The sequence below is a fragment of the Symbioplanes lichenis genome, assembly GCF_030709675.1.
In the GTDB taxonomy this organism is placed as follows: Bacteria; Actinomycetota; Actinomycetes; order Mycobacteriales; family Micromonosporaceae; genus Actinoplanes; species Actinoplanes lichenis.
The window spans coordinates 18,505-41,892 of sequence record NZ_JAUZQD010000019.1 but is presented as its reverse complement, the minus strand read 5'-3'; the positions used below and the strand labels follow the sequence as shown (position 1 = coordinate 41,892).

At 71.2% G+C, this 23,388-nt stretch carries 18 protein-coding genes; 5 read left to right on the top strand and 13 right to left on the bottom strand.

All coding sequences use genetic code 11. The features are described from left to right. The first annotated feature begins 142 nt into the window (after positions 1–142). Positions 143–526, top strand: a complete 384-nt coding sequence (locus RAN62_RS35890; RefSeq protein WP_305789310.1) for an RDD family protein — start codon at positions 143–145, stop codon at positions 524–526. Between the two features lie 16 nt (positions 527–542). Here the strand turns inward: RAN62_RS35890 and RAN62_RS35885 are convergent, their stop codons facing one another. The 4 genes from RAN62_RS35885 to RAN62_RS35870 all read right to left on the bottom strand — a co-directional run bounded on the left by RAN62_RS35885 (position 543) and on the right by RAN62_RS35870 (position 7,172). Beyond that, positions 543–4,943, bottom strand: coding sequence for a hypothetical protein (locus RAN62_RS35885; RefSeq protein WP_305789309.1), 4,401 nt, complete (start codon positions 4,941–4,943; stop codon positions 543–545). 112 nt (positions 4,944–5,055) lie between these two features. Next, positions 5,056–5,946: a pentapeptide repeat-containing protein gene (locus RAN62_RS35880; protein ID WP_305789308.1), complete on the bottom strand. Its 891-nt coding sequence runs from the start codon at positions 5,944–5,946 to the stop codon at positions 5,056–5,058. After that, positions 5,936–6,313 carry a hypothetical protein gene (locus RAN62_RS35875; RefSeq protein ID WP_305789307.1) on the bottom strand — a complete coding sequence of 126 codons (378 nt, stop codon included), beginning with the start codon at positions 6,311–6,313 and terminating at the stop codon, positions 5,936–5,938. Before RAN62_RS35875 ends, RAN62_RS35880 begins: the two co-directional genes overlap by 11 nt. A 166-nt stretch (positions 6,314–6,479) precedes the next feature. Beyond that, the gene (locus RAN62_RS35870) at positions 6,480–7,172 is read right to left on the bottom strand and encodes a DUF4191 domain-containing protein (RefSeq protein ID WP_305789306.1); all 693 of its coding nucleotides are present in this window, start codon (positions 7,170–7,172) and stop codon (positions 6,480–6,482) included. 153 nt (positions 7,173–7,325) lie between these two features. On the opposite strand from RAN62_RS35870, the gene RAN62_RS35865 reads away from it, so the two are divergent. After that, complete coding sequence (locus RAN62_RS35865; RefSeq protein ID WP_305789305.1) at positions 7,326–7,727, top strand: hypothetical protein; 402 nt, start codon at positions 7,326–7,328, stop codon at positions 7,725–7,727. A 181-nt stretch (positions 7,728–7,908) separates the two neighbouring features. On the opposite strand, the gene lipA is transcribed toward RAN62_RS35865, so the two are convergent. Then, positions 7,909–8,805 carry a lipoyl synthase gene (gene lipA, locus RAN62_RS35860; RefSeq protein WP_305789457.1) on the bottom strand — a complete coding sequence of 299 codons (897 nt, stop codon included), beginning with the start codon at positions 8,803–8,805 and terminating at the stop codon, positions 7,909–7,911. Between the two features lie 383 nt (positions 8,806–9,188). Here lipA and aspS point away from each other — a divergent pair, with 383 nt between their 5' ends. After that, positions 9,189–10,445 (top strand): aspartate--tRNA(Asn) ligase, encoded by a 1,257-nt coding sequence (gene aspS / locus RAN62_RS35855; protein ID WP_305789304.1) that lies wholly within the window; start codon positions 9,189–9,191, stop codon positions 10,443–10,445. A 101-nt stretch (positions 10,446–10,546) separates the two neighbouring features. On the opposite strand, the gene RAN62_RS35850 is transcribed toward aspS, so the two are convergent. From RAN62_RS35850 to lpdA, 7 genes are all read right to left on the bottom strand, one after another. Beyond that, entirely contained in the window at positions 10,547–10,711 is a 165-nt protein-coding gene (locus RAN62_RS35850; RefSeq protein WP_305789303.1) for a peptide ABC transporter substrate-binding protein, read from the bottom strand. Beyond that, complete coding sequence (lipB, locus tag RAN62_RS35845; RefSeq protein ID WP_305789302.1) at positions 10,708–11,337, bottom strand: lipoyl(octanoyl) transferase LipB; 630 nt, start codon at positions 11,335–11,337, stop codon at positions 10,708–10,710. The genes RAN62_RS35850 and lipB overlap by 4 nt, the downstream gene beginning before the upstream one ends. 61 nt (positions 11,338–11,398) lie before the next feature. Then, the gene (locus RAN62_RS35840) at positions 11,399–13,285 is read right to left on the bottom strand and encodes a DUF6311 domain-containing protein (protein WP_305789301.1); all 1,887 of its coding nucleotides are present in this window, start codon (positions 13,283–13,285) and stop codon (positions 11,399–11,401) included. 86 nt (positions 13,286–13,371) lie between these two features. Beyond that, positions 13,372–15,234 carry a DUF6311 domain-containing protein gene (locus RAN62_RS35835; protein ID WP_305789300.1) on the bottom strand — a complete coding sequence of 621 codons (1,863 nt, stop codon included), beginning with the start codon at positions 15,232–15,234 and terminating at the stop codon, positions 13,372–13,374. A 76-nt stretch (positions 15,235–15,310) separates the two neighbouring features. Then, on the bottom strand, positions 15,311–16,228 hold the full coding sequence (locus RAN62_RS35830; protein ID WP_305789299.1) for a TIGR01777 family oxidoreductase: 918 nt from the start codon (positions 16,226–16,228) through the stop codon (positions 15,311–15,313). A 249-nt stretch (positions 16,229–16,477) separates the two neighbouring features. Beyond that, positions 16,478–18,361, bottom strand: coding sequence for a 2-oxoglutarate dehydrogenase, E2 component, dihydrolipoamide succinyltransferase (sucB, locus tag RAN62_RS35825; RefSeq protein ID WP_305789298.1), 1,884 nt, complete (start codon positions 18,359–18,361; stop codon positions 16,478–16,480). A gap of 40 nt (positions 18,362–18,401) precedes the next feature. Next, positions 18,402–19,817 carry a dihydrolipoyl dehydrogenase gene (gene lpdA, locus RAN62_RS35820; RefSeq protein WP_305789297.1) on the bottom strand — a complete coding sequence of 472 codons (1,416 nt, stop codon included), beginning with the start codon at positions 19,815–19,817 and terminating at the stop codon, positions 18,402–18,404. Between the two features lie 151 nt (positions 19,818–19,968). On the opposite strand from lpdA, the gene RAN62_RS35815 reads away from it, so the two are divergent. Further along, positions 19,969–20,289 (top strand): hypothetical protein, encoded by a 321-nt coding sequence (locus RAN62_RS35815; protein WP_305789296.1) that lies wholly within the window; start codon positions 19,969–19,971, stop codon positions 20,287–20,289. 271 nt (positions 20,290–20,560) lie between these two features. Here RAN62_RS35815 and RAN62_RS35810 read toward each other — a convergent pair whose 3' ends face one another. Beyond that, on the bottom strand, positions 20,561–22,111 hold the full coding sequence (locus tag RAN62_RS35810) for a leucyl aminopeptidase (protein WP_305789295.1): 1,551 nt from the start codon (positions 22,109–22,111) through the stop codon (positions 20,561–20,563). A gap of 141 nt (positions 22,112–22,252) precedes the next feature. Here RAN62_RS35810 and gcvT point away from each other — a divergent pair, with 141 nt between their 5' ends. Further along, positions 22,253–23,347: a glycine cleavage system aminomethyltransferase GcvT gene (gene gcvT, locus RAN62_RS35805; protein ID WP_305789294.1), complete on the top strand. Its 1,095-nt coding sequence runs from the start codon at positions 22,253–22,255 to the stop codon at positions 23,345–23,347. Positions 23,348–23,388: the final 41 nt, after the last annotated feature.

The following is a 23,388-nucleotide window of genomic DNA, read 5'->3' as shown; positions in this document are numbered from 1 at the left end:
TGGGGGTTGCCCGGGCGTGTCTCTATTGTTTCTGCCGTGTTAAGGACCGCGTTGACACGGCCGCCACCAGTCGAACCCTAACCCTGGTCACACCGGCCGGGGGTCCGAATGCCGCCAAAGCGCCGCCGACTACGCTCGGCCCGTGGCCACACGCGATCAAGCAGAGCTGGGCGGCTTCGGCCGGCGTCTTGCGGCGCTGATCATCGACTGGGCGCTGTGCATGCTGGTCGCGAGCTTCTTCGCCAACCCGCAGGAAACTCCGTGGCCGCCGGTGCTGCTGCTCGTCGCGGTCAACACGTTCTTCCTGGGCCTCTTCGGACAGACGCCGGGCATGTTCCTGGCCCGCCTGCGCTGCGTCTCCTTCGCCGACAACGGCGCGATCGGCCTCGGCCGCGCCCTGATCCGCGCGCTCCTGCTGGCCCTCTTCATCCCCGCCGTCATCATGGACGGCGACGGCCGGGGCCTCCACGACCGCGCCGCCGGCTCGATCGTCCTCCGCCTGCCCCGCCCGTCCGCCCCGCGGTAAATCGGACAAATCCGCGTCAAGGGCGCGGCCGGGCATACAGTGCGAGCAAGGCCCGGCCTTCCGCTTGCACCAGCGGAGTCTGCTCGGCGCGGCTGACCGTCGGTCGCCAATGGGGAACCCACGCAAGCAACCGCCGCAGCAGTGACTCGGCGGCGGGCGGAGCGAAACGGCCGGTACGGATCACGGCACACAGCCGCCGGCCGAGGCTCTCGTACGAGACCGTGGGCCGCGCCGCAGCCTGTAGCGCAGCCGGTTCTGTCACCCACCGCACGAGCAGATCGTCCAGCAGGGCGCCGCTGATCCCCGTCCGCAGCCGGATCGCGGAGCACAGCAACTCGAGAAGGAAGTCGGTCTCGGGCGGAGCCGTCGCGGTTGCCAGCACGCTGTCGAGCCATCGTTCGGCCGCACGGACGATGCGCGGGCCCAGTTCGCCGTACTGGTCCAAGGCGCGGGAGAGCCCGCAGAGCCGGCTCATGTTGTGCACGTCGTCAGGGTGTTCGTCGATCCAGTCCAGCAGCACCGAGGCGATCGCGTCGTCGAACGCCTTCTGCGGGGAATAGTGCATGTCATAGGTCAGGCCGAAGGGGTCCCGGAAATGCTCCGCCCAGGCCTTCAGGGTCGGACCGAGCGACTCGGGCGCGTCCTCGTGCCGCCCGAGCACGTATTTCATGACGAAGATCGCATGGGCCGTCGTGCAGTGCTGCTCGAGCCAGCCGACGGCGCACCGCAGAACGGCAGCCGCCTGCGTGGGGCTCAGGTCGTCCCGGCCCGTCAGGTCCTGCAGAAGGAAACTCGCTTCCGCCTGGCCGAGATGGCTTGAGAGCCAGTCGACGGCATGCATGATGATCCGGTCGTTGTCCTCCGGCCGCAGATTCACATGGCTGAGCAGTTTGCGGAGGACGAAGTCGGCGTCATCGGGTCGCCGGGCATCCAGCCAGGCCAGCGCGTGCGGTGCCACCTGGACTGCGGCCCGGTCCCGGACCTGCTCGTTCGCGAGGAGACGGACGAGAACGAAGCTCGCGCTCGTGCTGGAAGCCGCGTTGGCGTCGAGCCAGCCGACCGCTTGAGTGAAGACTTCGTCGGTGGTCGAGGCATCAAGGGCGGGTCTGGTCAGCAGCGCGCCGAAGACGAAGGAAGCGGCCTCCGTGAGAGCGTGGTGCTCCAGCCATTTCATCGCCAGATCCACCAAGGCGGTGGATTGCCGTTCGTCGAGGCCGGGACGGCTCACCAATTCATCCAGGAGGAAGCTGGCTTCCGCCTGGTCGGAGTGGTGGGAGAGCCAGTCGATGGCGTGCGTGACGACCCGGTCGTTGTTCTCCGGCCGCGAGCTCGTGTAGTTGAGCAGTTTGCGGAGAACGAAGTCGGTGTTGGCGCTGGACGCCGCGTTGGCGTCCAGCCAGGCGACCGCACGAGCGAAGACCCTGTCGGTGCTCGCAGCATCGGTGGCACACCTGATCAGAAGCACGCCGAAAATGAAGGTGGCGGCCTCCGTGAGGGCGTTCTCGTCGAGCCACAGCATCGCCAGACCTGACAGCAGGGCGGACTGCTGCTCGTCGAGGTCGGTCCGGAGGAGGAGGCAGCGCAGCAGGAACGCACCGTTCTCGCCGCGGCCGTGCTCACCGAGCCAGACGAGGGCATAGTCCGCCACCGTGCGCGCTTGATCCGCGGACAGTTCGCGCCGTTCGAGAATGCTGCGCATCGTGAAATCGGCATCGTCCTGGATGAACTGTCCGGTGAGCCAGGCCATGCCGTGCCGAATCGCCGCCTCCGCTTGCTGCGGGCTCAGCTCCGAGCGTTCGAGCAACGGGGGAAGGACGAAGCTGGCGTGGCTCGCATCCTGGTTCGCGGCCAGCCAGTCGAGCGCATGGCCGATGACGACGTCGATCTTGGTGGTCGTGAGATCCGTGCGCCGCAAGAGCACGCTGAGGATGTGGCCGTTCGAGTCGATGGATCGCTTGGCGAGCCAGGAGAAGACGGCGTCCAGCAGGACTGCCGCTTGGTCGCGGGTGAGATCGTCACGGCTCAGAAGCGGGGCCAGCACATGCGCCGCCTGGCGATGGACGATGTTCGCGGCCAGCCACTGCAGGCCGTGGGCCAGGACCATGCGTGACTGCTCCGCGGACAGGGTGGTGCTGCCCAGGAGAGCGGGCAGAAGGTAACCGCGATGCTCGCTTTCCGGTTGGTGCTCCATCCAGTAGAAGCCGAGCCGGTCGATGTACCCGGCTTGGTCCTCCGTGAGGTCGGGGCGGTACAGCAAAGGCTGAATCACCCGGACCGCCTCGGGCAGCGCGTTGTGCCGGCCCAGCCACGAGAGGGCGTGGTCGACGGCTCGTGCGGCTCGGTCAGGCGCCATGTCGCGCCGGTTCAGCAGCGGCGCCACGACGAAGCTGGCGTACCGGTTGTTGCGGTGCCGGTCGAGCCATTCGAGGGCGATCTCGATGAGGTGATCGGCGCGTTGCGGGGCAACCGCCCGCAGACCCTTGTAGAGCAGGTGCCGGGCGGAAACAGAAACACCGTGGTGATCGAGCCAGGAGCCCACGAGCAGATCCCAGCCGTCGAACAGTGCGGGTGCCCACGCCGGATTGTCCATCATCGCGCCCAGCGCGTACGCTCCCTCGTCCCCGTCGGTAGCGAGCACGGTCCCGATCCCCGGGGAGTTGGCGGTCAGCCAGGCGGCGCAGTACTCCGACAGTGCCTTGCCGCGCTCGCTGTCGGAAAGGTCGCGCATCAGCCGGCCCAAGTTGACTGCGAAGCGGCCGAGGCCACGGGACCGCACCAAGGCGCCGGAGAGAACGACGTCCGTCACGCCGCGGCGCACTCTCCCGCTGGCCTGTTCCACGGTGACGCCCTCGATGAGCTGGTCGGTGACGATGTCATGCACCGTGGACACGCCTTCCGGCGTGTCGGCCACCCACCCCATCGTGCGCAGTACACCGAGAATTCGCTCGGCCTCCTCGGGCCTGTCCGGCTGCGTGACCCGGCCGGCCGCGAGCACGCTCTCCCCGTCCTGCGGCATCGCCGCCACCAAGGTGGCGCAGGTGAGCAGGGCAGCATTTGGACCGTCGTCCGAAACGAGATCAGCCGGAGTGTGGGTGAGCCGGTCCTCGGTCAGCCGCCGGGTCAACCAGTCCAGGAGCTGTTCCGGACGGAGCCCGTCCGCCGCGCGCAGCATTCCCTCTCTCGCCTGGGACTCGGCCTCGGCGGCGATCAGCATGGCGATGATGGGTCGCCGTCCGCACAGCGTCCGCAGCCGTTCCTCGCCGAGGGTGGTGCGTGCGGTGGGAGCGAGCGCCGCGATGATCTGGTCCTGGATGTGCTCGAGGTGCTGCTCACTGGGCTGGAGCATGAGCGGGGTGAAGACCTCGCGCGCGGGCGTGCTGTCGGCGCGGTAGAACCAGCCCGGCCGGGCGGAGGCGAGGAGGGCCAGCCGGATGCCCCGCCGCCGCGCCTCCGGCAGCACCCGGTGCTTCAAGGCGGGGAAGTCCAGACCGGACTCGTTGAGATAGTCGATGATCAGTAGCAGCCGGTCGACGCCCGGCCCGGACAAAAGAGCGATGAGCTCGTCGGTGCCGAACACACGATCGCTGGGCCGGAGATGGACGACCTTCCAACCTGCGGCCACGGCCCGGTCGCCCACCTCCAGGCAGCACCGGGTCTTGCCTATGCCGGCCGAGCCGACCAGCAGGATCGCCGGGTCTCCCGCGGGAGCCGAGAGCCGGTCCAGGATGCGGCTCGGATGGAGGGGATCGGTGGTCGCCGGAGCCACGTAGGGCAGTTGCTCGTTCCGGAGGTTACTGGTGGAGGGAAGACTGCTGACGGCGTCGTCATGGGTGATCGCTCCCGTGGGCAGCGCCGTAGCCGGCCACGCGACGACGTCGTCGGGACCCGCGCCGACCAGCCGGGAGAAGGTGATGTCGGCCAGCAGCGGGGAGATGCGAGCGGCTTCGAGCCGGCCGGGGCCGTACCGGGCGGCGGGCACGGCAACGAGCACGCCCAGCACGATCCCTGGGTCGTCGGAGGTCAGCAGGGCCGCCCCCGACATGCCTGCGTACCAGGTCGGGTACACGGTCCGGCCGGTCTTGTCGGTCACCGGAGGCAGCGGGTTCGGGGCCACCTGGGTGGAGTTGAGCGCGTACCGGTCGTTCTCGGTCCCCACCATGGGCAGCACGGGGCCGCGCAGGTGATCGAGGCGCCGGTCGCCCGCGTTGTTCCTGAGGACAGCCGGATAGCCCAGTGCCTGGCACTCCACCGGGTCCGTGCCGCGCAGTTCCCCGTAACGGACGGCCGCGTCCGGCACTTGCCGCAGAGGTTGAGCCGTCCGGACCACCGCAACGTCCACGTCCAGATGGTCGCCGCGCCAGACCACGCGCCCCGGAACCGTCTCATCGGCCAGCGTCACGGTCACGTCGTCGCTCACCTCACCGACGACGTGACCCGCGGTCAGCACCAGGGTGGGGGAAAGGGCATGCCCCGAGCCGTCCAGGGTGCCGCTGACGGCACAGATCCGCTGCTCAGCGCCGGTCACGGCATCACTCCGGCGACAAGTGGCCGGCACAGGTGCCGTCCACGTCGCTGCGCGTCCCGTCCGGACAGATCGTGCGGGACCAGACGACGCCGGTGACCGAGGCACCGGTCAGGTCGGCGCCGGTCAGATCCGCGCCGGTGAAATCGGCGTGATCGAGCTTGGCGTTCGTGAGGTCCGCGTCGCGCAGCACCGACCCGGTGAATCGGCCGTTCCGCAGATCCGCCACCGGCGTCTTGTCCGGGGGATTGGCAGCCCAGGCGAAGGCCACGATGCCTGTTGCCGCGATCGCCGCCGCCGCGACGAAGCGCCGCATCGCCCGGCCGAACTGGGTTTTGAGCGCCTCGTGGGTGGCGATGTCCTCCACCGCGGTGATGCGTTCGTCCACGTCGGCGATGGCCGCGACCACCCGGGCGGGGTCCGTCGGCTCCGCGGCCTCCTCCCGCTGCTGCCGTACGAGCTCCTCGCGCCGCCGGGCGAGCTCCGCGGGAGCGGGGAAACCTTGCAGATACTTGGGGTTTCGGCGGAACTGCTGGACTACCGGGGCCATCGCCCTGCCCGGTGCGTCCCAGGCCTCGGCCAGATCACTGAGGTGGATCAGCTGGGGGAGCAGGATCCGCACAGCCGTCCAGATGGCGAAGACGACCGAGGTGAGCGCCAGGACGGCGCCCAGGACCGCCACCCACAGCCGCGCGTGCTCCACGGAGTCAGGCAGCGCCGGGGGCAGCTCGCCGATGTCCGAGAGCTGACTGCCCGCCAGCATGGCCGCGCCCACGGCGGCCGAACTGGCCACCAGCCACTTCGCCGCGTCCCGGATGCGGTTGTTGGCGACTTCCAGCGGACTGGGTGCGGGCGGGAGATCGGCGGCAGGCAGGCTGTGGAAGCGCTCAGTTGTCACGGTCGTCCTTGACGCCCGGCTTCGGCCGGACGATGGGGGGAAGCGCATCGTACGGGCCGCCCGGGCTCTCTCCGATCGGAGTCTCGTCCGGCAGGTCCCCGTACGGGATCGGCGCGGACCGGTCCGCCGCCTCCCACGTGCCCGCGGCTGCCGGCCCGTATCCGTCCGGCACGGCCAGAATCAGACTGATCCGGTGGGCGTTGTCCTGCCCGGACGAGCTGAGCTCCCATCGAGCGTCGCCGGCGTCACCGGTGACCGCAACCGTGAGGTCCACTCGAACAGGTCCGCGGATCGCGCCACGCGGGACACCGCGCCCGATCTGATCCACCAGCGCGCGGAGCGCGGCCTCGAGGGAAATTTCCGACACGCATGTCTCCCAGCACCGATTCGGCGAATGAGGGACAAACTTTACCTGCCGGTCACTAAGAACCGGCCCCGCAAACGGTCAGTTTGCGGGGCACTGCCGGACGTCAATGAGGCTCTTCCGGACATGAGCGGGGCGTTGCTGGACGTCAGCGGGGCGTTGCTGGACGTCAGCGGGGGCGCTGCTGGCGGAAGGCACCCTTCGACGGGCGCATGTTCTTGGGGATGGCGCCCTTCGGCATCTGCGGGCGGGCCATCAGGGCGGCGAGGCGCTTGTCGAGCGCGTTGACGTCCTTGCCCGTGAGGTTGCGCGGGAGCTTGAGCATCGTCGTGCGCAGCTTGCGGATCGAGAGCTCGCCCTCGTCCTGGCCGATCACGTAGTCGTACATGGGGGCGTTGCCGATCACCTTGGACAGGCGGCGCTTCTCCTGGCCCATGAGGCCGCGGACGCGCTGGGCCTGGCCCTCGCCGAGCAGGATGACGCCCGGGCGGCCGATGACGATGTGCACCATGTCGAACTGGGTGGTGGAGCTCGCCGCGGGGCGCACGCGCCAGTCGCCGCGCAGGTTCTCCATGATCGAGGCGGCGGCGCCCGGCTGGCCCTCGGCGGCGTTCATCATGGCCGCGTTGGAGCGCAGGTTGAGCACGATCAGGACGGCCAGCAGCGTGACCATGACGCCGACCGGGATCCAGACCCAGCCCCAGCCCAGCAGCACGAAGGTCACCGTCAGCGCGACCGGGATCAGCACCGCCGCGATCACCAGCGGAACGAACCACTTGTCCTGCCGCGCCGTGAACGTGAACACCTGGCCGATCTGTTTCAGGCGCTCACCGAACGACACCTTCTCCTGGGGCTTTGCCATACCCGAAAGTGTAAGGGTCGGCGCGTCGCGTCAGCTGGGCAGGGACCGTGCTGCGGTGCCTGCCCGGGAGCTGCGGCCGCTCTTGCCTCCCGCCCGGCAAATTAGCTAGATTGCCTAGTTAGTTGATGATGGAGAGAACGAGCGGGTGCGCCGATGGACGACCTCGTCAGGGAGTACGTCCGCGCCCTGCTGGAAGCGCCCTTCGTGGCCGACGAGGAGCGCCTGCGCCGGGCCCGGGAGATCGTGCGCTCCGGCCGCCGCGTGGTGCAGGACAGCCGCACCTCGGCCACCGGCTGGGAGCTGCGCGACTGGCTGACCGGTGCCTTGATCGCCCGCGGTGACGACGGGCCGGCCGGGTTGCGCGCGGCTCTGGCCGGGGCCTGTCACGCGGACGAACTCTATGCCGAGGAGCAGGGCGTCGCTCCGGTCGCTCCGGGGCTGCCGGTGTCGCTGAGCCACGCGATCGAGGAGTGGGTCTTCGCGCCCTCGACCCCCGACGACGACGTCGCCACCGTCGCCGGCTGGCCGGTCAGAAAGGTCCGCGAGCACCGCTGACCGCGCGGAAAGCCGGAAGCGGCCGGCGGCCGGAAGGGTCCGCGAGCACCGCGTGGCCCGACGTCGAGCGGCCGGCGGCTGGAAAGGCAACAGCCGGTGCCCCAGCGAAGGGCACCGGCTGTCCGAGAACGAGAGCGCCGGCCGCGAAGCGAAGGCACCGGCTGCCGGAAAGGCGAGAGCGTCAGCCGCGAGCGGCCAGCGCCTGCTGGTAGAGCCGCCCGGCCCGGTAGGACGAGCGCACCAGCGGCCCCGACATCACGCCCGCGAAACCGATCTCCTCGGCCTCCGCGCTCAGCTCCACGAACTCCTCCGGCTTGACCCAGCGCTCCACCGGGTGATGCCGCGGCGTGGGCCGCAGGTATTGCGTGATGGTGATCAGCTCACAGCCGGCGGCGTGCAGGTCGCGCAGGGCCTGGCTGATCTCCGCGCGCTCCTCGCCCATGCCCAGGATGAGGTTGCTCTTGGTGACCAGCCCGGCCGCGCGGGCCTGGGTGATGACGTCGAGCGAGCGCTCGTAGCGGAAGCCGGGGCGGATGCGCTTGAAGATGCGCGGGACCGTCTCGACGTTGTGCGCCAGCACCTCGGGGGCCGCGCCGAACACCTCGGCCAGCTGCTCGGGGTCGGCGTTGAAGTCGGGGATCAGCAGCTCGACGCCGCAGCCCGGCTGGAGCTTGTGGATCTGGCGGACCGTCTCGGCATAGAGCCAGGCGCCGCCGTCGGGCAGGTCGTCCCGGGCGACGCCGGTGACGGTCGCGTAGCGCAGGCCCATCGTGGCGACCGACTCGCCCACGCGGCGCGGCTCGTCGGCGTCGAACTCGGCGGGCTTGCCGGTGTCGATCTGGCAGAAGTCGCAGCGCCGGGTGCACTGGTCGCCCCCGATGAGGAAGGTGGCCTCGCGGTCTTCCCAGCACTCGTAGATGTTGGGACAGCCGGCCTCCTGGCAGACCGTGTGGAGGCCCTCCTTCTGGACGAGCCCGCGCATCTGCGTGTACTCCGGGCCCATCTTCGCCTTGACCTTGATCCACGGCGGTTTGCGCTCGATGGGAGTCTCGGCGTTGCGCGCCTCGATGCGCAGCATGCGGCGGCCCTCGGGAGCAATAGTCACAACCCCGAGGTTACGCCGGAAGCAAGATCAAGCGGAGCAGGGGCGACGAGGCTCACGTATCCAGATCTGTGAGGGCGATCACCCTTGTGCCGAAAATGCGATGCAACCTCTCGAACCCCACTGTTAACGTCCTGCTCACGGCAGTGACGGAACCAAGTAACGCCCCGATCCCGCCGGCCGAGAGAGCCACCGCCCGCTGTGAAGGTGGCCCGGCGCCGGGGCGCGAAGACAGTCCTGAGCCGAGCACGACAAAGAGGCGCCCGTACGGGCGTGAAGGTGTGGTGGCACCGCGAGGATCCCGCTCGCCCACACCTCCCTGGGGCCGCGTTGCAGAGTCCCGAGGAGGTCACCAAGCCATGCAACGCATCCTCTCCACCGAGCTGCCCGCCCACGTGGGCACCACCGTCACGATCGCCGGCTGGGTGCACCGCCGCCGGCTGCTCAAGTCGGTCGCCTTCCTGATCGTCCGCGACGCCGCGGGCCTCAGCCAGGTGGTGGTCACCGAACCCGGCCCGCGCGCCGCGATCGAGGCGCTGTCCGAGGAGACCGTCGTCGAGGTGACGGCCGAGGTCACCGCCAACGCGGCGGCTCCGGCGGGGGTCGAGCTGACCACTCCGTCCGTACGGGTGCTGAGCAGTGCTCCGCCCGTACCGCTGCCGTTCGAACTGCATCGCCCCGCACTCGGCGCGGGCCTCGCCACCCAGCTGGACCACGCCGCCCTGGCCCTGCGTCACCCCACCCGTGCGACCGCCCTGCGCGTGGCCGCCGCCGCGGCCGCGGGCTTTCGCGCGACGCTGGAGGCCCAGCGGTTCGTCGAGATCCACACCCCCAAGATCGTGGGTACGGCCACCGAGTCCGGTGCCACCGTCTTCACGCTCGACTATTTCGGCCGTCCGGCGTACCTGGCGCAGTCCCCGCAGTTCTACAAGCAGCTCATGGTCGGCGTCTTCGAACGCGTCTACGAGGTCGGTCCGGTCTTCCGCGCCGAGCCGCACGACACCTCCCGCCACCTCGCCCAGTACACGTCGCTCGACGCGGAACTGGGCTTCGTCACCGACCACCGCGACGTGATGGCGGTGCTGACCACGGTGGTGGCGGGGATGACGGCAACGGTCGCCGAGCGTACGGGGATCGCGGTCCCGCCGGTGCCGTCCGAGATCCCGGCCGTGCACTTCAGCGAGGCCCTGCGCATCGCTGGCGCCCCCGCCGACGAGCCGGACCTCGCCCCGGCGCACGAGCGGGCCCTGGGCGAATGGGCCCGCCGCGAGCACGGCTCGGACTTCGTCTTCGTGACCGGCTACCCCATGGCGAAACGCCCGTTCTACACGCACCCGCAGCCGTCCGACCCACGCTGGAGCAACAGCTTCGACCTGCTCTTCCGCGGCCTGGAGCTCACCACGGGCGGCCAGCGCCTGCACCGGTACGAGGACTACCTCGCCGTGGCCCCCGACCCCGGCGCGATCGCCGGCTACCTGGACGGCTTCAAGTACGGCATGCCCCCGCACGGCGGCTTCGCCATCGGCCTCGAACGCTTCGTCGCCCGCCTGCTGGAGGCGTCGAACGTCCGCGAGGTCACGGCCTTCCCGCGCGACCTCCACCGCGTGACCCCGTAACGAGAGCCCACCCTTCCCGGGGTCGCCCCCGCTGGACATTGTCGCGCGAAGTCGCTGTCCGGCGCGGGGCGACCTGTGGACAACTCGCGGCTGGGGATAACTCAGGCGAGGACGGCGACCGTCACCACGGCGACGATGATCAGGGGGACCACCGTCATGCAGATGAAGATCCACCAGGCGACCGGGTGGCCGAAGTTGAGGGCGACGCCGCCGCCGTCCTTGGGGACGAAGACCCGCTTGTCGCGCGGGTTGTTGTAGAGCTTCACAGCAGCGTGGGGAGGTGCTTCTCGACGACCGGGAGGACGTCGGCGACAGTCACGGGGCGGCCCAGCTCCTGCGACAGCGACGTCACGCCGGCGTCGCGGATGCCGCAGGGGACGAAGCGGCCGAAGTTGTCGAGGTCGCAGTCGCAGTTGATGGCGAAGCCGTGCTGGGTGACGCCGCGGGCGACGCGGATGCCGATGGCGGCCACCTTGCGGTCGGGGCCACGGTCGTCGGCGCGGACCCAGGCGCCGCTGCGGCCCTCGACGCGCTCGGCCGTGACGCCGAACTCGGCGCAGACGTCGATGAGCAGCTGCTCGATGCGCCGCACGTACGCGACCACGTCGATCGGGTCGGCCAGCTTGACGATCGGGTAGCCGACGAGCTGCCCCGGGCCGTGCCAGGTGATCTTGCCGCCGCGGTCCACGTCGACGACCGGGGTGCCGTCGAACGGGCGGTCCGCGGGCTCGGTGCGCTTGCCGGCCGTGAAGACGCTCGGGTGCTCGAGCAGCAGGATCGTGTCCGGCTGCGAACCCGCGACCACGGCGTCGTGCAGGCGCTTCTGCTCCTCCCAGGCCTCGCGGTAGTCGACGAGACCGGGGCGGAGAATTTGCAACGTGGAGGTGCTCACCGTGCCAGCGTAGACCGCATCCCGGCGTAACGGCCGAGGGCCGTCACGCCGGCCAGGGGCATCACCAGTTGTCGCTCCCGTCGCCCGGTACGGAGACGGGGTCGATCCCCGGCCGGATCTGCCACAGCAGCACGTCCGACACCTGCTGCCCGGGCCCGAAGAGGTCGTTCATCGTCGCGATCAGCGACTGCCGGAAGAGCGGCCCGTCCTTGCCGGTGATCTCCTCGGGGATGAAGATCGCGTGCACCCCCCAGTACGTCATGTCCTCGCGCACCCGCGCCCGGTCGTAGTTGTCGATGTCCTCGACATAGCCGGTGAGCGCCGAGCGCAGGAACATCCAGTCGGTGCGGCGGGGGAGCGCGCCCACCCGGCCGGTGCCGTCGGGGCCACCCGGTCCGAGGAAGTAACCGTCGGGGATGCGGAACTGCGTGCCCCCACGAGCCATCGTGTACGCCTGCCAGCGCTGGGCGTCCGGCGCGGAGCTGGCCCCGAACGGGAGCGACGTCATCACCTGCCCGTCGGCGACATAGTCGCGCCACGTGCCGTCGGCGATGAAGCGCGGCTCCGGCGACCGCTCCTTGGTCAGCACCGGGGTCGGGAAGATCGGCACCAGCGCCACGGCGAAGGCGGCCGTCCACGCGATCACCCGGCGCGGGCTCCGATATCCGGTCAGCACACGCTCGGCGAGCAGGGCCAGCAGCACGCCCGTGACGCAGACGACGGCGAGGGCGAAGCGGGCCGGCAGCGCGGAGTCGAAGATCGGCCAGTGGGCCAGCGGGGCGTAGAGCAGGGGGACGGCCGGATATTCCTTGGTGAACCAGTTCAGCCGGGGACCGAACGACAGCAGCATGAAGAGGACGCCGACGATCGTGGTCGCCCGGAGCACGGCCTTGCGGGAGCGCGGGGCGCGGCGCCACAGCAGCACCGTGCCGACGATGACGAGCAGCACCAGCGGCGCGCCGAAGAAGGAGGCGCCCTCGGTCTGGTTGGAGGCCAGGTCGCCGCGCTGGAAACCCAGGGCCCCGGCCAGCGTACGGAAGGGATAGACCAGGTAGCCGGCGACGTCCTCGACGTACTTGCGCTGGTCGAATCCGGTGCCCTTGAACGAGCCCGGGCCCGCGAAGTGCATGTAGAGCGGATAGGCCAGCAGCGCGCCCGCGAGCACCGCCGCGACGCCCACCGCGGCCAGGGCCCGGGGCGCCGCCCGCATCGCCTCGCGGAAGGTGGCGCGTGAGCTCGCCCAGACCAGGACGAAGATCGTGGTCGCGAGGGCGATCGAGAAGAGCATCTCGGCGGCGATCGAGAAGCCGGCCGCCATGAGCAGCCCGAGGACGATCCCGTCGAGCCACCAGCGCCGGGTGGTGCGCAGCCGGAAGACCGCCCACAGGATCGCCGGGGCGAGCCAGCCGGCCGTCCAGTTGAGATGGCCGTTGGCGTGCGCGATCCAGCCCGGGGCGAAGCCGCAGAACAGCGCGCCGATCAGCGCCGCACCCCGGTGGCCGACGAGCCAGCGGCGCAGGAAGAGGTACCAGAGGAAGGCCGAGCCGGAGAGGTTGAGCGTGAGGATCGTCACGTACGCAACCGACGGCCCGGCCAAGGCGGTCAGGGGAGCGAAAAGCAGGGCGTAGACGGTGACGGAGGTGTTCGCGGCGAGGTTCACGCCGTCCGGGGCGTTCAGGAGCGTGGTGTGGAACGGGTCGAGCCCGTGCTCCATGATCTGCACGCCATAGCCGAGCAGCCACTCGAAGAACGCGTGGTCACCGGGGTTGTAGCTCACCACGCGCCGCGCCGGGTCGGCCCAGATCCCGGACGTGATCCAGTAGCCCAGGCCCAGGCAGACCAGGGCGGCGGCCACGTCGAGCAGCCAGGCGGCCCGGCGCCGGGCGGGCGGCTCGGGCGGTGCTGGTCGCTCGTCGGCGACGGCGGGGGCGGTGGGAGCTACGGCCACGCGCAGAAGTTAGCAGTGTTGTGCGACAGCCACAGTCCGGCATCCCGCCCGTCGCCGCGCTCTCATCGAGCGTCCAGCTCGGCGTGCTACTCGGGCGCGGCGGGGTCGATCCCGGGCCGGATCCGCCACAGCAGCACGCCACCTACCCGCTCCGGCGGGCCGAGCAGCGAACGCGCCGTCGACTCCACCGCCGAGTGGAAGAGCTGCGTGTGCGAGCCCTGGATCTCGTCGGGCAGGAAGACCGCCTCCACCCCCCAGTACGCGAAGTCCGCGCGGGCCTGCTCCCGGTCGAAGTCGTCGGCCGACTTCACCATGCCGTAGAACGCCGCCTGGAAGAACGTCCAGTCGGTGTGCCGCCACTCCGCGCCGATCCGGCCGGTGCCGTCGGGCCCGCCCGGGCCCAGGAAATAGCCGCCGGGGATGCGGAACTGCGCGCCGCCCCGGGCCATCGTGTAAGCCTGCCAGCGCTGCCCGTCGGCGGTGTCCGTGGTCGCGATCGGCAGGGCCGTCATGACGCCGCCGTCGTTCACGTATTTCTTCCACAGGCCGCCGGCGATGAAGGCCGGCTCCGGCGAGCGGGCGTCGGTCGTGATCGGCAGCGGAACCAGCGGCACGAGCGCCACGGCGAACGCGCAGGCCCACACCGTGTGCTCGCCCACCGACGGCAGCGGCTCGGCCAGGAGCTTGTCCGCGAGCAGCGCCAGCACGATCCCCGCGACGGCGGCCACCACGAGGGCGAAGCGCGCCGGGAGGGCGGAGTCGAAGAGCGGCAGGTGCATCAGGGCCGCGTACGGGAGCTTGACGGTGGTCAGCTGCCCGCCCGCCTTGAGCCCGGGCCCGAGCGAGAGCACGAAGAAGACCAGGCCCACGGCCGCCACCGCGACCAGGGTGGAGCGCCGGCCGGGGGCCGCGGCCCGCCACAGCGTGACGAGACCCACAACCATCAGGACCATCAGCGGTACGCCCAGATAGGACGTCTCCTCGGTGGGGTTCGGGGCGAGGTCGCTCCCGAGGCCCAGCCACGCGGCCACCGACCGGGTCGGATAGCCGAACCAGGCCGCCACGTCCTCGGCGTAGTGGTACTGGTTGAAGCCCGTCCCCGTGAAGGTGCGGGGCCCGCCGAAGTGCATGTAGAGCGGATAGGCGAGCAGTGCGCCCGCCACGACGGCGGCGACACCGAGCCCGGCCAGGACCGTGCGCACCGCTTCCCGGGCCTCGCCGCGCGTGGCCGGCAGCAGCGACCAGACAATGACGAAGACCCCGCTGGCCAGAGCCACGAAGAAAAGTCCCTCGGCGGCGATGGAGAAGCCGATCGCGAGGAGTACGCCGAGGATCGCCCCGTGCCGCAGCCAGCGCCCGGGCTCGCGCAGCCGCAGCACCCACCACAGCACCACCGGCGCGACCCAGCCGGCCGTCCAGTTGAGGTGGCCGTTGGCGTGCGACACGAACCCGGGCGCGAAGCCGATGAACAGCCCGCCGAGCGCCGCGGGCACGGTCTTGCGGACCAGCCAGCGCCGCAGGAACAGGTGCCACGCGAAGGCCGACCCGGCGAGGTTGAGCGTCAGGATCGTCGCGAAGCTCACCTGGGGCCCGGCCAGGAACGTCAGCGGTGAGAACAGAATCGTGTAGACCGTGATGGAGGTGTTCGCGGCCAGGTTGACGCCCTGAGGCGCGTTCATCATCCACGTGTAGAACGGGTCGGCGCCGTGGCCGAGCGTGTAGACCCCGTAGCCCAGCAACCACTCGAAGAACGCCTGGTCGCCCTTGTTCTCCGCGATGACCCGGCCCTCCGGGTCGCGCCACAGACCACTGATCACCCACGCCGCGAGGGCGAGCGCGATCAGCGCGACGATCAGGTGCGGGCGCCAGGCACGGAGCCGGCCGCCGCGACGGTCCTCAACCGCCGGCGGGTCGGCGGGCTCGGGCGGAGCGGCTTCGACGACGGACACGAGCCGGACGTTAGCAAGAAACCGGGGCAGCCTGGGAATTGTGCTCGTCAGGTTGTGGACAACTCGGCGAGCCCGGTCAGGCCGCGGCGGGGACCTCCTGGCCGACGGCCTCGCGCAGGGCCGGCTCGAGCGTCGGGTGCCGGAACGGGAACCCGGCGCGGGTCAGCACCCCGGGCAGCACCCGCTGGCTGCGCAGCGCCTCGCCCGCGAACTCGCCCAGCGCCACGTGCAGCGCGAAGCCCGGGACCTGGAGCAGGGCCGGGCGGCGCAGGACCTTGCCGAGCACCTTGGTGAAGGTGGCGTTGGTGACCGGCTCGGGGCCGACCAGGTTGACCGGGCCGCTGAGGTCGTCGCGGGCGAGCAGGAACTCGGTGGCGCCGAGCCAGTCGGACAGCGCGATCCACGGCACCCACTGGCCGCCGCCGCCGAGCTTGGCGCCCCCGCCCAGGCGGAAGAGCGGCATCTGCGGCTTGAGGAGACCACCCTCGGCGTCCAGGGGCAGCCCGGTGCGCAACAGCGCCACCCGGACGCCCGCGTCCTCGGCGGGCCGGGCGGCGGCCTCCCAGACCCGGCACACGTCGGACAGGAAGCCCGTGCCGGCCGGCGCCTCCTCGGTGACCTCCCGGTCGCCGGTGTCGCCGTACCACCCGACGGCGGACGACTGGAGCAGCACTTGCGGCCGGTCCCCGGCGGGCAGCTTGCGGATGCCGTGCGCGATCGTGCCGGCGCTGTCGACCCGGCTGCTGCGGATCAGGCTCTTGTAGCCGGCCGTCCACCGCTTGTCGCCCACGCCCGCCCCGGCCAGGTTGATCACGGCGTCGGCCGCCACGAGCAGCGCCGGGTCGAGCTGGCCCGCGGACGGCTGCCAGGTGGCCTCGTCGGCCGCGCTCGCGGGGCGCCGGACCAGCCGGACGACGTCGTGACCGCTCGCGCGCAGCCGCTCGGTGAGGCGCGTGCCCAGGAACCCGCTGCCGCCCGCCAGAAGAATCCGCATGGTCATCATTCTTCCCGAGAAAACCGGCCCGCAAAACAGAAGTGCCGCCCGCCTCTCCCCAGAGAGACGAGCGGCACCTGACGTTGCTCACGAGTCAGGGGCGCCAGCCCCGGGCCCAAGTCGGATTCCGCCCGTCGAGGACTTGGGCGCCCGGGAGCGGTGAAGCGGTTTTCTTCGCCGGTCCCGGGTGTTCAAGTCCTCGGCTGTCCGGGGCGGAATCCCCGCCGAGCCGAAGGCGAGGCCATCAACTCAGCTCAGACCGAGGTCGCCCTCGAAGTGGCCGGCCTCGAGGCGCTCCTTGACCGTGACCAGGAAACGGGCGGCGTCGGCGCCGTCCACGATCCGGTGGTCGTAGCTCAGGGCCAGGTAGACCATCGAGCGCGGGACGATCAGCTCGCCCAGGTTGGGGTCGTCGACGACCACGGCGCGCTTGACGACGGCGCCGGTGCCGAGGATGCCGACCTGCGGCTGGTTGATGATCGGGGTGTCGAAGAGCGCGCCGCGGCTGCCGGTGTTGGTCAGCGTGAACGTGCCACCCGAGATCTCGTCCGGGCTGATCTTGTTGCTGCGGGTGCGCTCCGCGACGTCCGCGATGCGCCGGGCCAGGCCGGCCAGGTTGAGGTCGCCGGCGTCCTTGATGACCGGGACGATCAGGCCCTTGGGCGTGTCCACCGCCATGCCGAGGTGCTCGGCGTCGTGGTAGGTGACCGTGCCGGCCTCCTGGTCGATCGACGAGTTGACGACCGGGTGCTGGCGCAGCGCCTCGACGGCGGCCAGCGCGAAGAACGGCAGGAAGGACAGCTTGACGCCGTTCTTCGCCAGGAAGTCCGCCTTGGCCTTGTTACGCAGCGCAGCGATCTTGGTGACGTCGACCTCGACGACCGTGGTGAGCTGCGCGGAGATCTGCAGCGACTCGACCATGCGCCGGGCGATGGTGGCGCGGGTGCGGGTGAGCTTCTCCGTGCGGCCGCGCAGCGGGCTCGCCTCGGGCTTGGGGGCGGCCTTGGCCGGCGCGGCGGCCGGAGCCGGCTGAGCCGCCGGGGCAGCGGCGGCCGCCTTTGCCGCGGCGGCCTTGTCGGCGGCCTCGATGACGTCCTGCTTGCGGATGCGGCCGCCGACGCCGGTGCCGGTGATCGACCCGAGGTCGACCCCCTTCTCGGCGGCGAGCTTGCGCACCAGCGGCGTCACATAGCCGGCGTCGCCGGCACCGTTGCTGCGGACCGTCTCGGCGGCCGGGGCCGAAGCCTGCGCCGGGGCGGGCTCGGACTGGGCCTGCGCGGCCGACGGGTCCTTGGCCGTCTCGGCCTCGGGCGCCGGGTCCGCATAGGAGCCGCCGGGCTCGAAGGTCGGCGCCGGCTTGGACTCGATGGTGGGCTTGGGCGCCTGCTGCGGGGCGGGCTTGGGGGCCTCGGCCTTCGGGGCCTCGGCCTGCTTCGGCGCCTCGGCCTGCGGGGCGGGCTGCTGCGGGGCCGGGGCCGCCGCGGGCGCGCTGTCGGCCGAGCCGATGATCGCGAGGTCCGCGCCGACGTCGGCGGTCTCGTCCTCCTGGACCTTGATTTCCAGGACCGTGCCGGCGACCGGCGACGGGATCTCGGTGTCGACCTTGTCCGTGGACACCTCGAGCAGCGGCTCGTCGACCTCGACGGTCTCGCCGACCTGCTTGAGCCAGCGGGTGACGGTGCCCTCGGTGACGCTCTCGCCCAGGGCGGGCATCTTGACCGCGGTGCCCTCGCCGCCGCCGGTGGGGGCGCCGGTCTGCGGGGCCGGGGCCTCCTGGTCGACCGGCTTCTCGGTCGACGGGGTGTTGAGCGCGGCGGGCTCCGGGTCGGGCTGCTGCTCGGGCTCGGCGGCCTGCTGCTGGGCGGGCGCCGGCGCGGAGCTGCCCGCCTCCTCGCCGTCGCCCGCGATGACGGCGAGCTCGCTGCCGACATCGGCAGTCTCGTCCTCACCGACGACGATGCGCGAGAGGATGCCCGTGGCGGGCGAGGGGATCTCGGTGTCCACCTTGTCGGTGGAGACCTCGAGCAGCGGCTCGTCCGCCTCGACCCGCTCGCCCTCCTGCTTGAGCCAGCGCGTGACGGTGCCCTCGGTGACGCTCTCGCCCAGCCGCGGCATGGTGACCGATGTCGGCATTTTCTTCGAACTCCTTAACCGCTTGTAAGCGTGTTCTCGATCAGCTGTGGGCGTGCAGGGGCTTGCCCGCGAGCGCCAGGAAGGCCTCGCCGAGCGCCTCGTTCTGCGTCGGGTGGGCGTGGACCAGCTGGGCGACCTCCGCCGGGAAGGCCTCCCAGTTGTAGATCAGCTGCGCCTCGCCGACGAGCTCGCCCATCCGCGCGCCGACCATGTGCACGCCGACGACCGGGCCGTCCTTCTCCCGGACGAGCTTGACGAAGCCCTGGGTCTTGAGGATCTGGCTCTTGCCGTTGCCGCCCAGGTTGTAGTTGTAGGTCTCGACGTTGTCGGCGCCGAACTTCTCCTTGGCCTTGGCCTCGGTGATGCCGACCGAGGCGACCTCGGGGTCGGAGTAGGTCACGCGGGGGATGCCGGCCTCGTCGATCACGGCCGGGTTGAGGCCCGCGATCTCCTCGGCGACGAAGATGCCCTGCTGGAAGCCGCGGTGCGCGAGCTGCAGGCCGGGCACGATGTCGCCGACCGCGTAGATGTTGCCGACGCCGGTGTGCAGCCGCTCGTTGGTGATGACGAAGCCGCGGTCGAGCGTGACGCCCTGCTCCTCGTAGCCGAGGTTGGCCGTCGTCGGGCCCCGGCCCACGGCCACGAGCAGGATCTCGGCCTCGACGGTCTCGCCGCCGGTCAGGGTGGCCCGCACACCGTTCTCGGTGTGCTCGACCTTCTCGAACGGCTTGCCGACCTTGAAGTTGATCTTCCGCTTGCGGAACGCGCGCTCGACCGCCTTGGAGACCTCCTCGTCCTCGGCGGCCACGAGCCGGGGCAGCGCCTCGAGGATCGTGACGTCGGCGCCGAAGGACTTCCACACGCTGGCGAACTCGACGCCGATGACGCCGCCGCCCAGCACGATCGCCGAGCTCGGCACGCGGTCCAGCTTGAGGGCGTGCTCGCTGGTCAGCACGCGGGTGCCGTCGACCTCGAGGCCCGGCAGCGTCCGCGAGTAGGAGCCGGTCGCCAGGATCACGTTGCGGCCGGTGTAACGCCGGCCGTCGACCTCGACCGTGTCCTGCGCCACGAGCTTGCCGGCGCCCTGCACCACGGTGATCTTGTCCTGCTTGAGCAGGCCCTGCAGGCCCTTGTAGAGCCGGCCGACCACGCCGTCCTTGTAGGCGTTGACCCCGGCCATGTCGATGCCGACCAGGTCGGCCTTGACGCCGAACTGCTCGCTCTCGCGGGTCTGGTCGGCCAGCTCCGCGGCGTGCAGCAGCGCCTTCGTCGGGATGCACCCGCGGTGCAGGCAGGTGCCGCCCAGCTCCGCCTTGTCGATCAGCGCCACGCTCAGACCCAGCTCGGCCGCGCGCAGAGCGGCCGCGTAGCCGCCACTGCCGGCGCCGAGGATCACGATGTCGAAGGTTCCGCCAGGCTGGCTCACGTCTACTCCCAGATCGCGTCGTTGCCTCATGGGTCACATGATGGAAACGGTCACAGCTGTCCTGGCCATCTTGTCACTTGAGGAAGCGCTCAGTGCAGTCAGGTGCCCCACGACACGGACGCCGGGACGTACCCTTGCGGCAGCCGACCCCGCTTCCGCGGACAGAACGAAGGAGTTGCCCGTGGCCTGGTTCCGGCGGCGCAGGCAGCCGTCCCGCCCGGGCGGCCGCACGGTCGATCGCGCCGACCTCGAGCACCTGGCGGAGTTCGTGCGCTCCCGCCGGGGGGTCGAGGCCTTCATCGAGCCCGAGACCACGGTGACCGAGACCACCATCCTCCTCATCGCCCACGACGGCGAGTGGACCCGCCGCCGCATCGGATCGCCCGAGGCGGCCCGCCGTTTCGCCCACGAGCTGGCGATGCCGGTCTACGACATCCGGCTCATGGGCTACCCCCAGCGCATGCGCGACTTCAACGCCCGCCGGAAACGCCGCCCCGCCTGAGCGAGACGCCCGCCAGAAGCGCCGGCCCGCCTGAGCGAGACGCCGGCCGGAAGCGCCGGCCCGCCTAGTCTGTCGCTTTCCGGAGCCTGCCGGGCCGTTTCGGCGCAACCACCGACCCGGGCGGCGGCAGCGTACGGAGGCCGGGACGGCAGCGGCCGGCGCTGCACACCACGGCGGCCCCGGGCTTCGCGGCCGGCCCCGGCACCCGTATTCGGAAAAGCAGCGGCACCGCCCGGGAAGCCGGACGGTGCCGCGGAGGGCGAGCGGGCAATCAGCCGTTCTTCTCGATGTCCTCGATGAGCGCGAGGAAGGTGCGGACCGGGACGCCCGTGCCGCCCTTCGACCAGTAACCGGTCGGCTCCCCGGTGTGGTAGGCCGGGCCCGCCACGTCGATGTGCGCCCACTGCACGCCCTCGGCCACGAACTCGCGCAGGAAGACGCCGCCCTGCAGCATGTGCCCGGCGCGGTCCATGGACGAGTTGACCTGGCTGATGTCGGCGATGTCGGACTCCATGCCCTTGCGCACGTCGTCGGGCAGCGGCATCGGCCACGCGGGCTCGCCGACGCTGTCGCCGGCGACCTTGACGCGCTCGATCGTCTCCGGGGTGCCCATGACGCCGGCGATGCGCTTGCCCAGCGCGACGACCTGGCCGCCGGTGAGCGTGGAGGTCTCGAAGATGTAGTCGGTGCCGTCCTCGCAGGCGCGGGCGATCGCGTCGGCCAGCACCATGCGGCCCTCGGCGTCGGTGTTGAGGACCTCGACGCGCTTGCCGTTGTACATCGTGATGACGTCGCCGGGGCGGTAGGCGGTGCCGGACGGCATGTTCTCGGCCATGGCCAGATAGCCGCTGACGGCCACGCCCGGCTTGAGCGCGGCGACGGCGAGCATCGCGGCACCGACGGCGGCGGCGCCGGCCATGTCGGACTTCATCTCCCACATCCCGGCGGTCGGCTTGATGCTCAGGCCGCCGGTGTCGAAGGTGATGCCCTTGCCGACGAGCGCGACGCGCTTCGGGTTCGCCACGCCGGCGGGGGTGTAGGAGAGCTTGACCAGCCGCGGCGGGGCCTCGGAGCCCTGGCCGACCGCGACGATGCCGCCGTAGCCCCCGGCCTTGAGCTGGTCGAAGTCGAGCACCTCGACCTCCAGGCCGGTGCCCTCGGCGGCCGCGGACACGGCGTCGGCGAACGACGGCGGGCGCAGCTCGTTGGGCACGGTGTTGACCCAGTCGCGGGTGAGGCGCACGACCCGGGCCACGATCTCGGCCCGGGTCACCTCGGCGAGCGCGGCCTCGTCGGCGGCGTCGGCGACGGTCACCGTGATGTTCTTCACCGGGTCGCGGCGGGCCGGCTGCGGCTTGGTCTTGTAGCCCGCGAACTTGTACGACCCGAGCAGCGCACCCTCGAGGATCGCGCGCAGCACGCCGGGCGCGTCGGCGTCGTCGGGCACCGGCAGGGCCAGCGCGACCGACTCGCTGCCGGCCAGCGCGCGCACGGCGGCGCCGGTCGCGCGGCGCAGGGTCTCGGTGCCCGGGGCGGACCCGGACGGCTCGTCGCCCAGGCCGACGGCGACGATCAGCGGCGCGGCGACCGTGCCGAGTGTGGCGAGCTTCGTCACCTCGCCGGGGGCGCCGGTCGCGCCGAGCAGCGCCAGCGTGGCGGTGAGCTTGCCGTCGAACGCGGCGGCGATGCTCTCGGCGCCGGCCGCGGGCAGCAGCGCGCCCGCCTCCTCCGGCTGGCTGTGCAGCCCGATGACGAGGGCGTCGACAGTCAGCTCGGCGGGGTCGCCGTCGGCCAGGCGCAAAGTGGGGGAGGGGTGGGTCACTCGGGCTCTCCGCGGTCACTGGGCCGGAGCTGTCTCGTGGGACGCCCCGGTGGCGTGGTGTGTCCGGCACGGGTCGCGCCGGACACAGGTGGTGTCCCGCCGATGCTAACCACATGCAAGGTCACGGGTAAGTTGCCACTCATGTCCACAGACCTGCTCCGTTCCCCCCTGCACGAGCGCCACAGCGCTCTGGGAGCCAAGTTCGCGGCCTTCGGCGGCTGGGAAATGCCCCTCGAGTACGCGGGCGGCGGTGTCCTGCGCGAGCACGCGTCGGTGCGCGAGGCCGCCGGTGTGTTCGACGTCTCCCACCTCGGCAAGGCCCGGGTCACCGGCCCGGGCGCGGCGGAGTTCGTCAACGCCTGCCTCACCAACGACCTGGGCCGCATCGCGCCGGGCCAGGCGCAGTACACGCTGTGCTGCGACGACGCCTCGGGCGGCGTGGTAGACGACCTGATCGCCTATCTGATCGGGCCCGACGAGGTCTTCCTCATCCCGAACGCCGCCAACACGGCCGAGGTGGTGCGCCGGCTGCAGGCGGCGGCGCCTTCCGCTGTGAAAGTCACGAATGAGCACCAGGATCACGCCGTCCTCGCGGTCCAGGGGCCGCGGTCGCCCGAGATCGTCCAGGCGCTGGGCCTGCCGGTCGAGCACGGTTACATGTCGTTCTCGCCGGCCGTTCTCGACGGCGTCGACCTGATCGTCTGCCGCACCGGTTACACGGGTGAGGTCGGCTACGAGCTGGTCGTCCCGGCCGGCGACGCGGTCCGGGTGTGGGACGCGCTGGTGGCCGCGGGGGTCCAGCCGTGCGGTCTGGGCGCGCGCGACACCTTACGTACGGAGATGGGCTACCCCCTGCACGGCCAGGAGCTCTCCCTCGACATCACGCCGGTCCAGGCCCGCTCGGGATGGGCGGTCGGCTGGTCCAAGCCGGCGTTCTGGGGCCGGGAGGTCCTGACGGCCGAGAAGACGGCGGGGCCCCGGCGCACCCTGCGCGGGCTCGAGCTCACCGGTCGCGGGGTGCCGCGCGGGCACATGCAGGTCTTCGCAGGCGACACCCTCGTGGGCGAGACGACCAGTGGCACGTTTTCGCCGACGAAGAAGGTGGGCATCGCCCTGGCCCTGCTCGACACGGCCGCGTCGCTCAAGGAGGGCGACGAGGTTGAGATCGAGGTGCGGGGGCGCCGGCTGCCCGCGCGGGTCGTGAAGCCGCCGTTCGTGCAGACGTCCGTGAAGTAATTCCGCTTTTCCCGAAATATCGGGACTAGGGGGGCTTACCG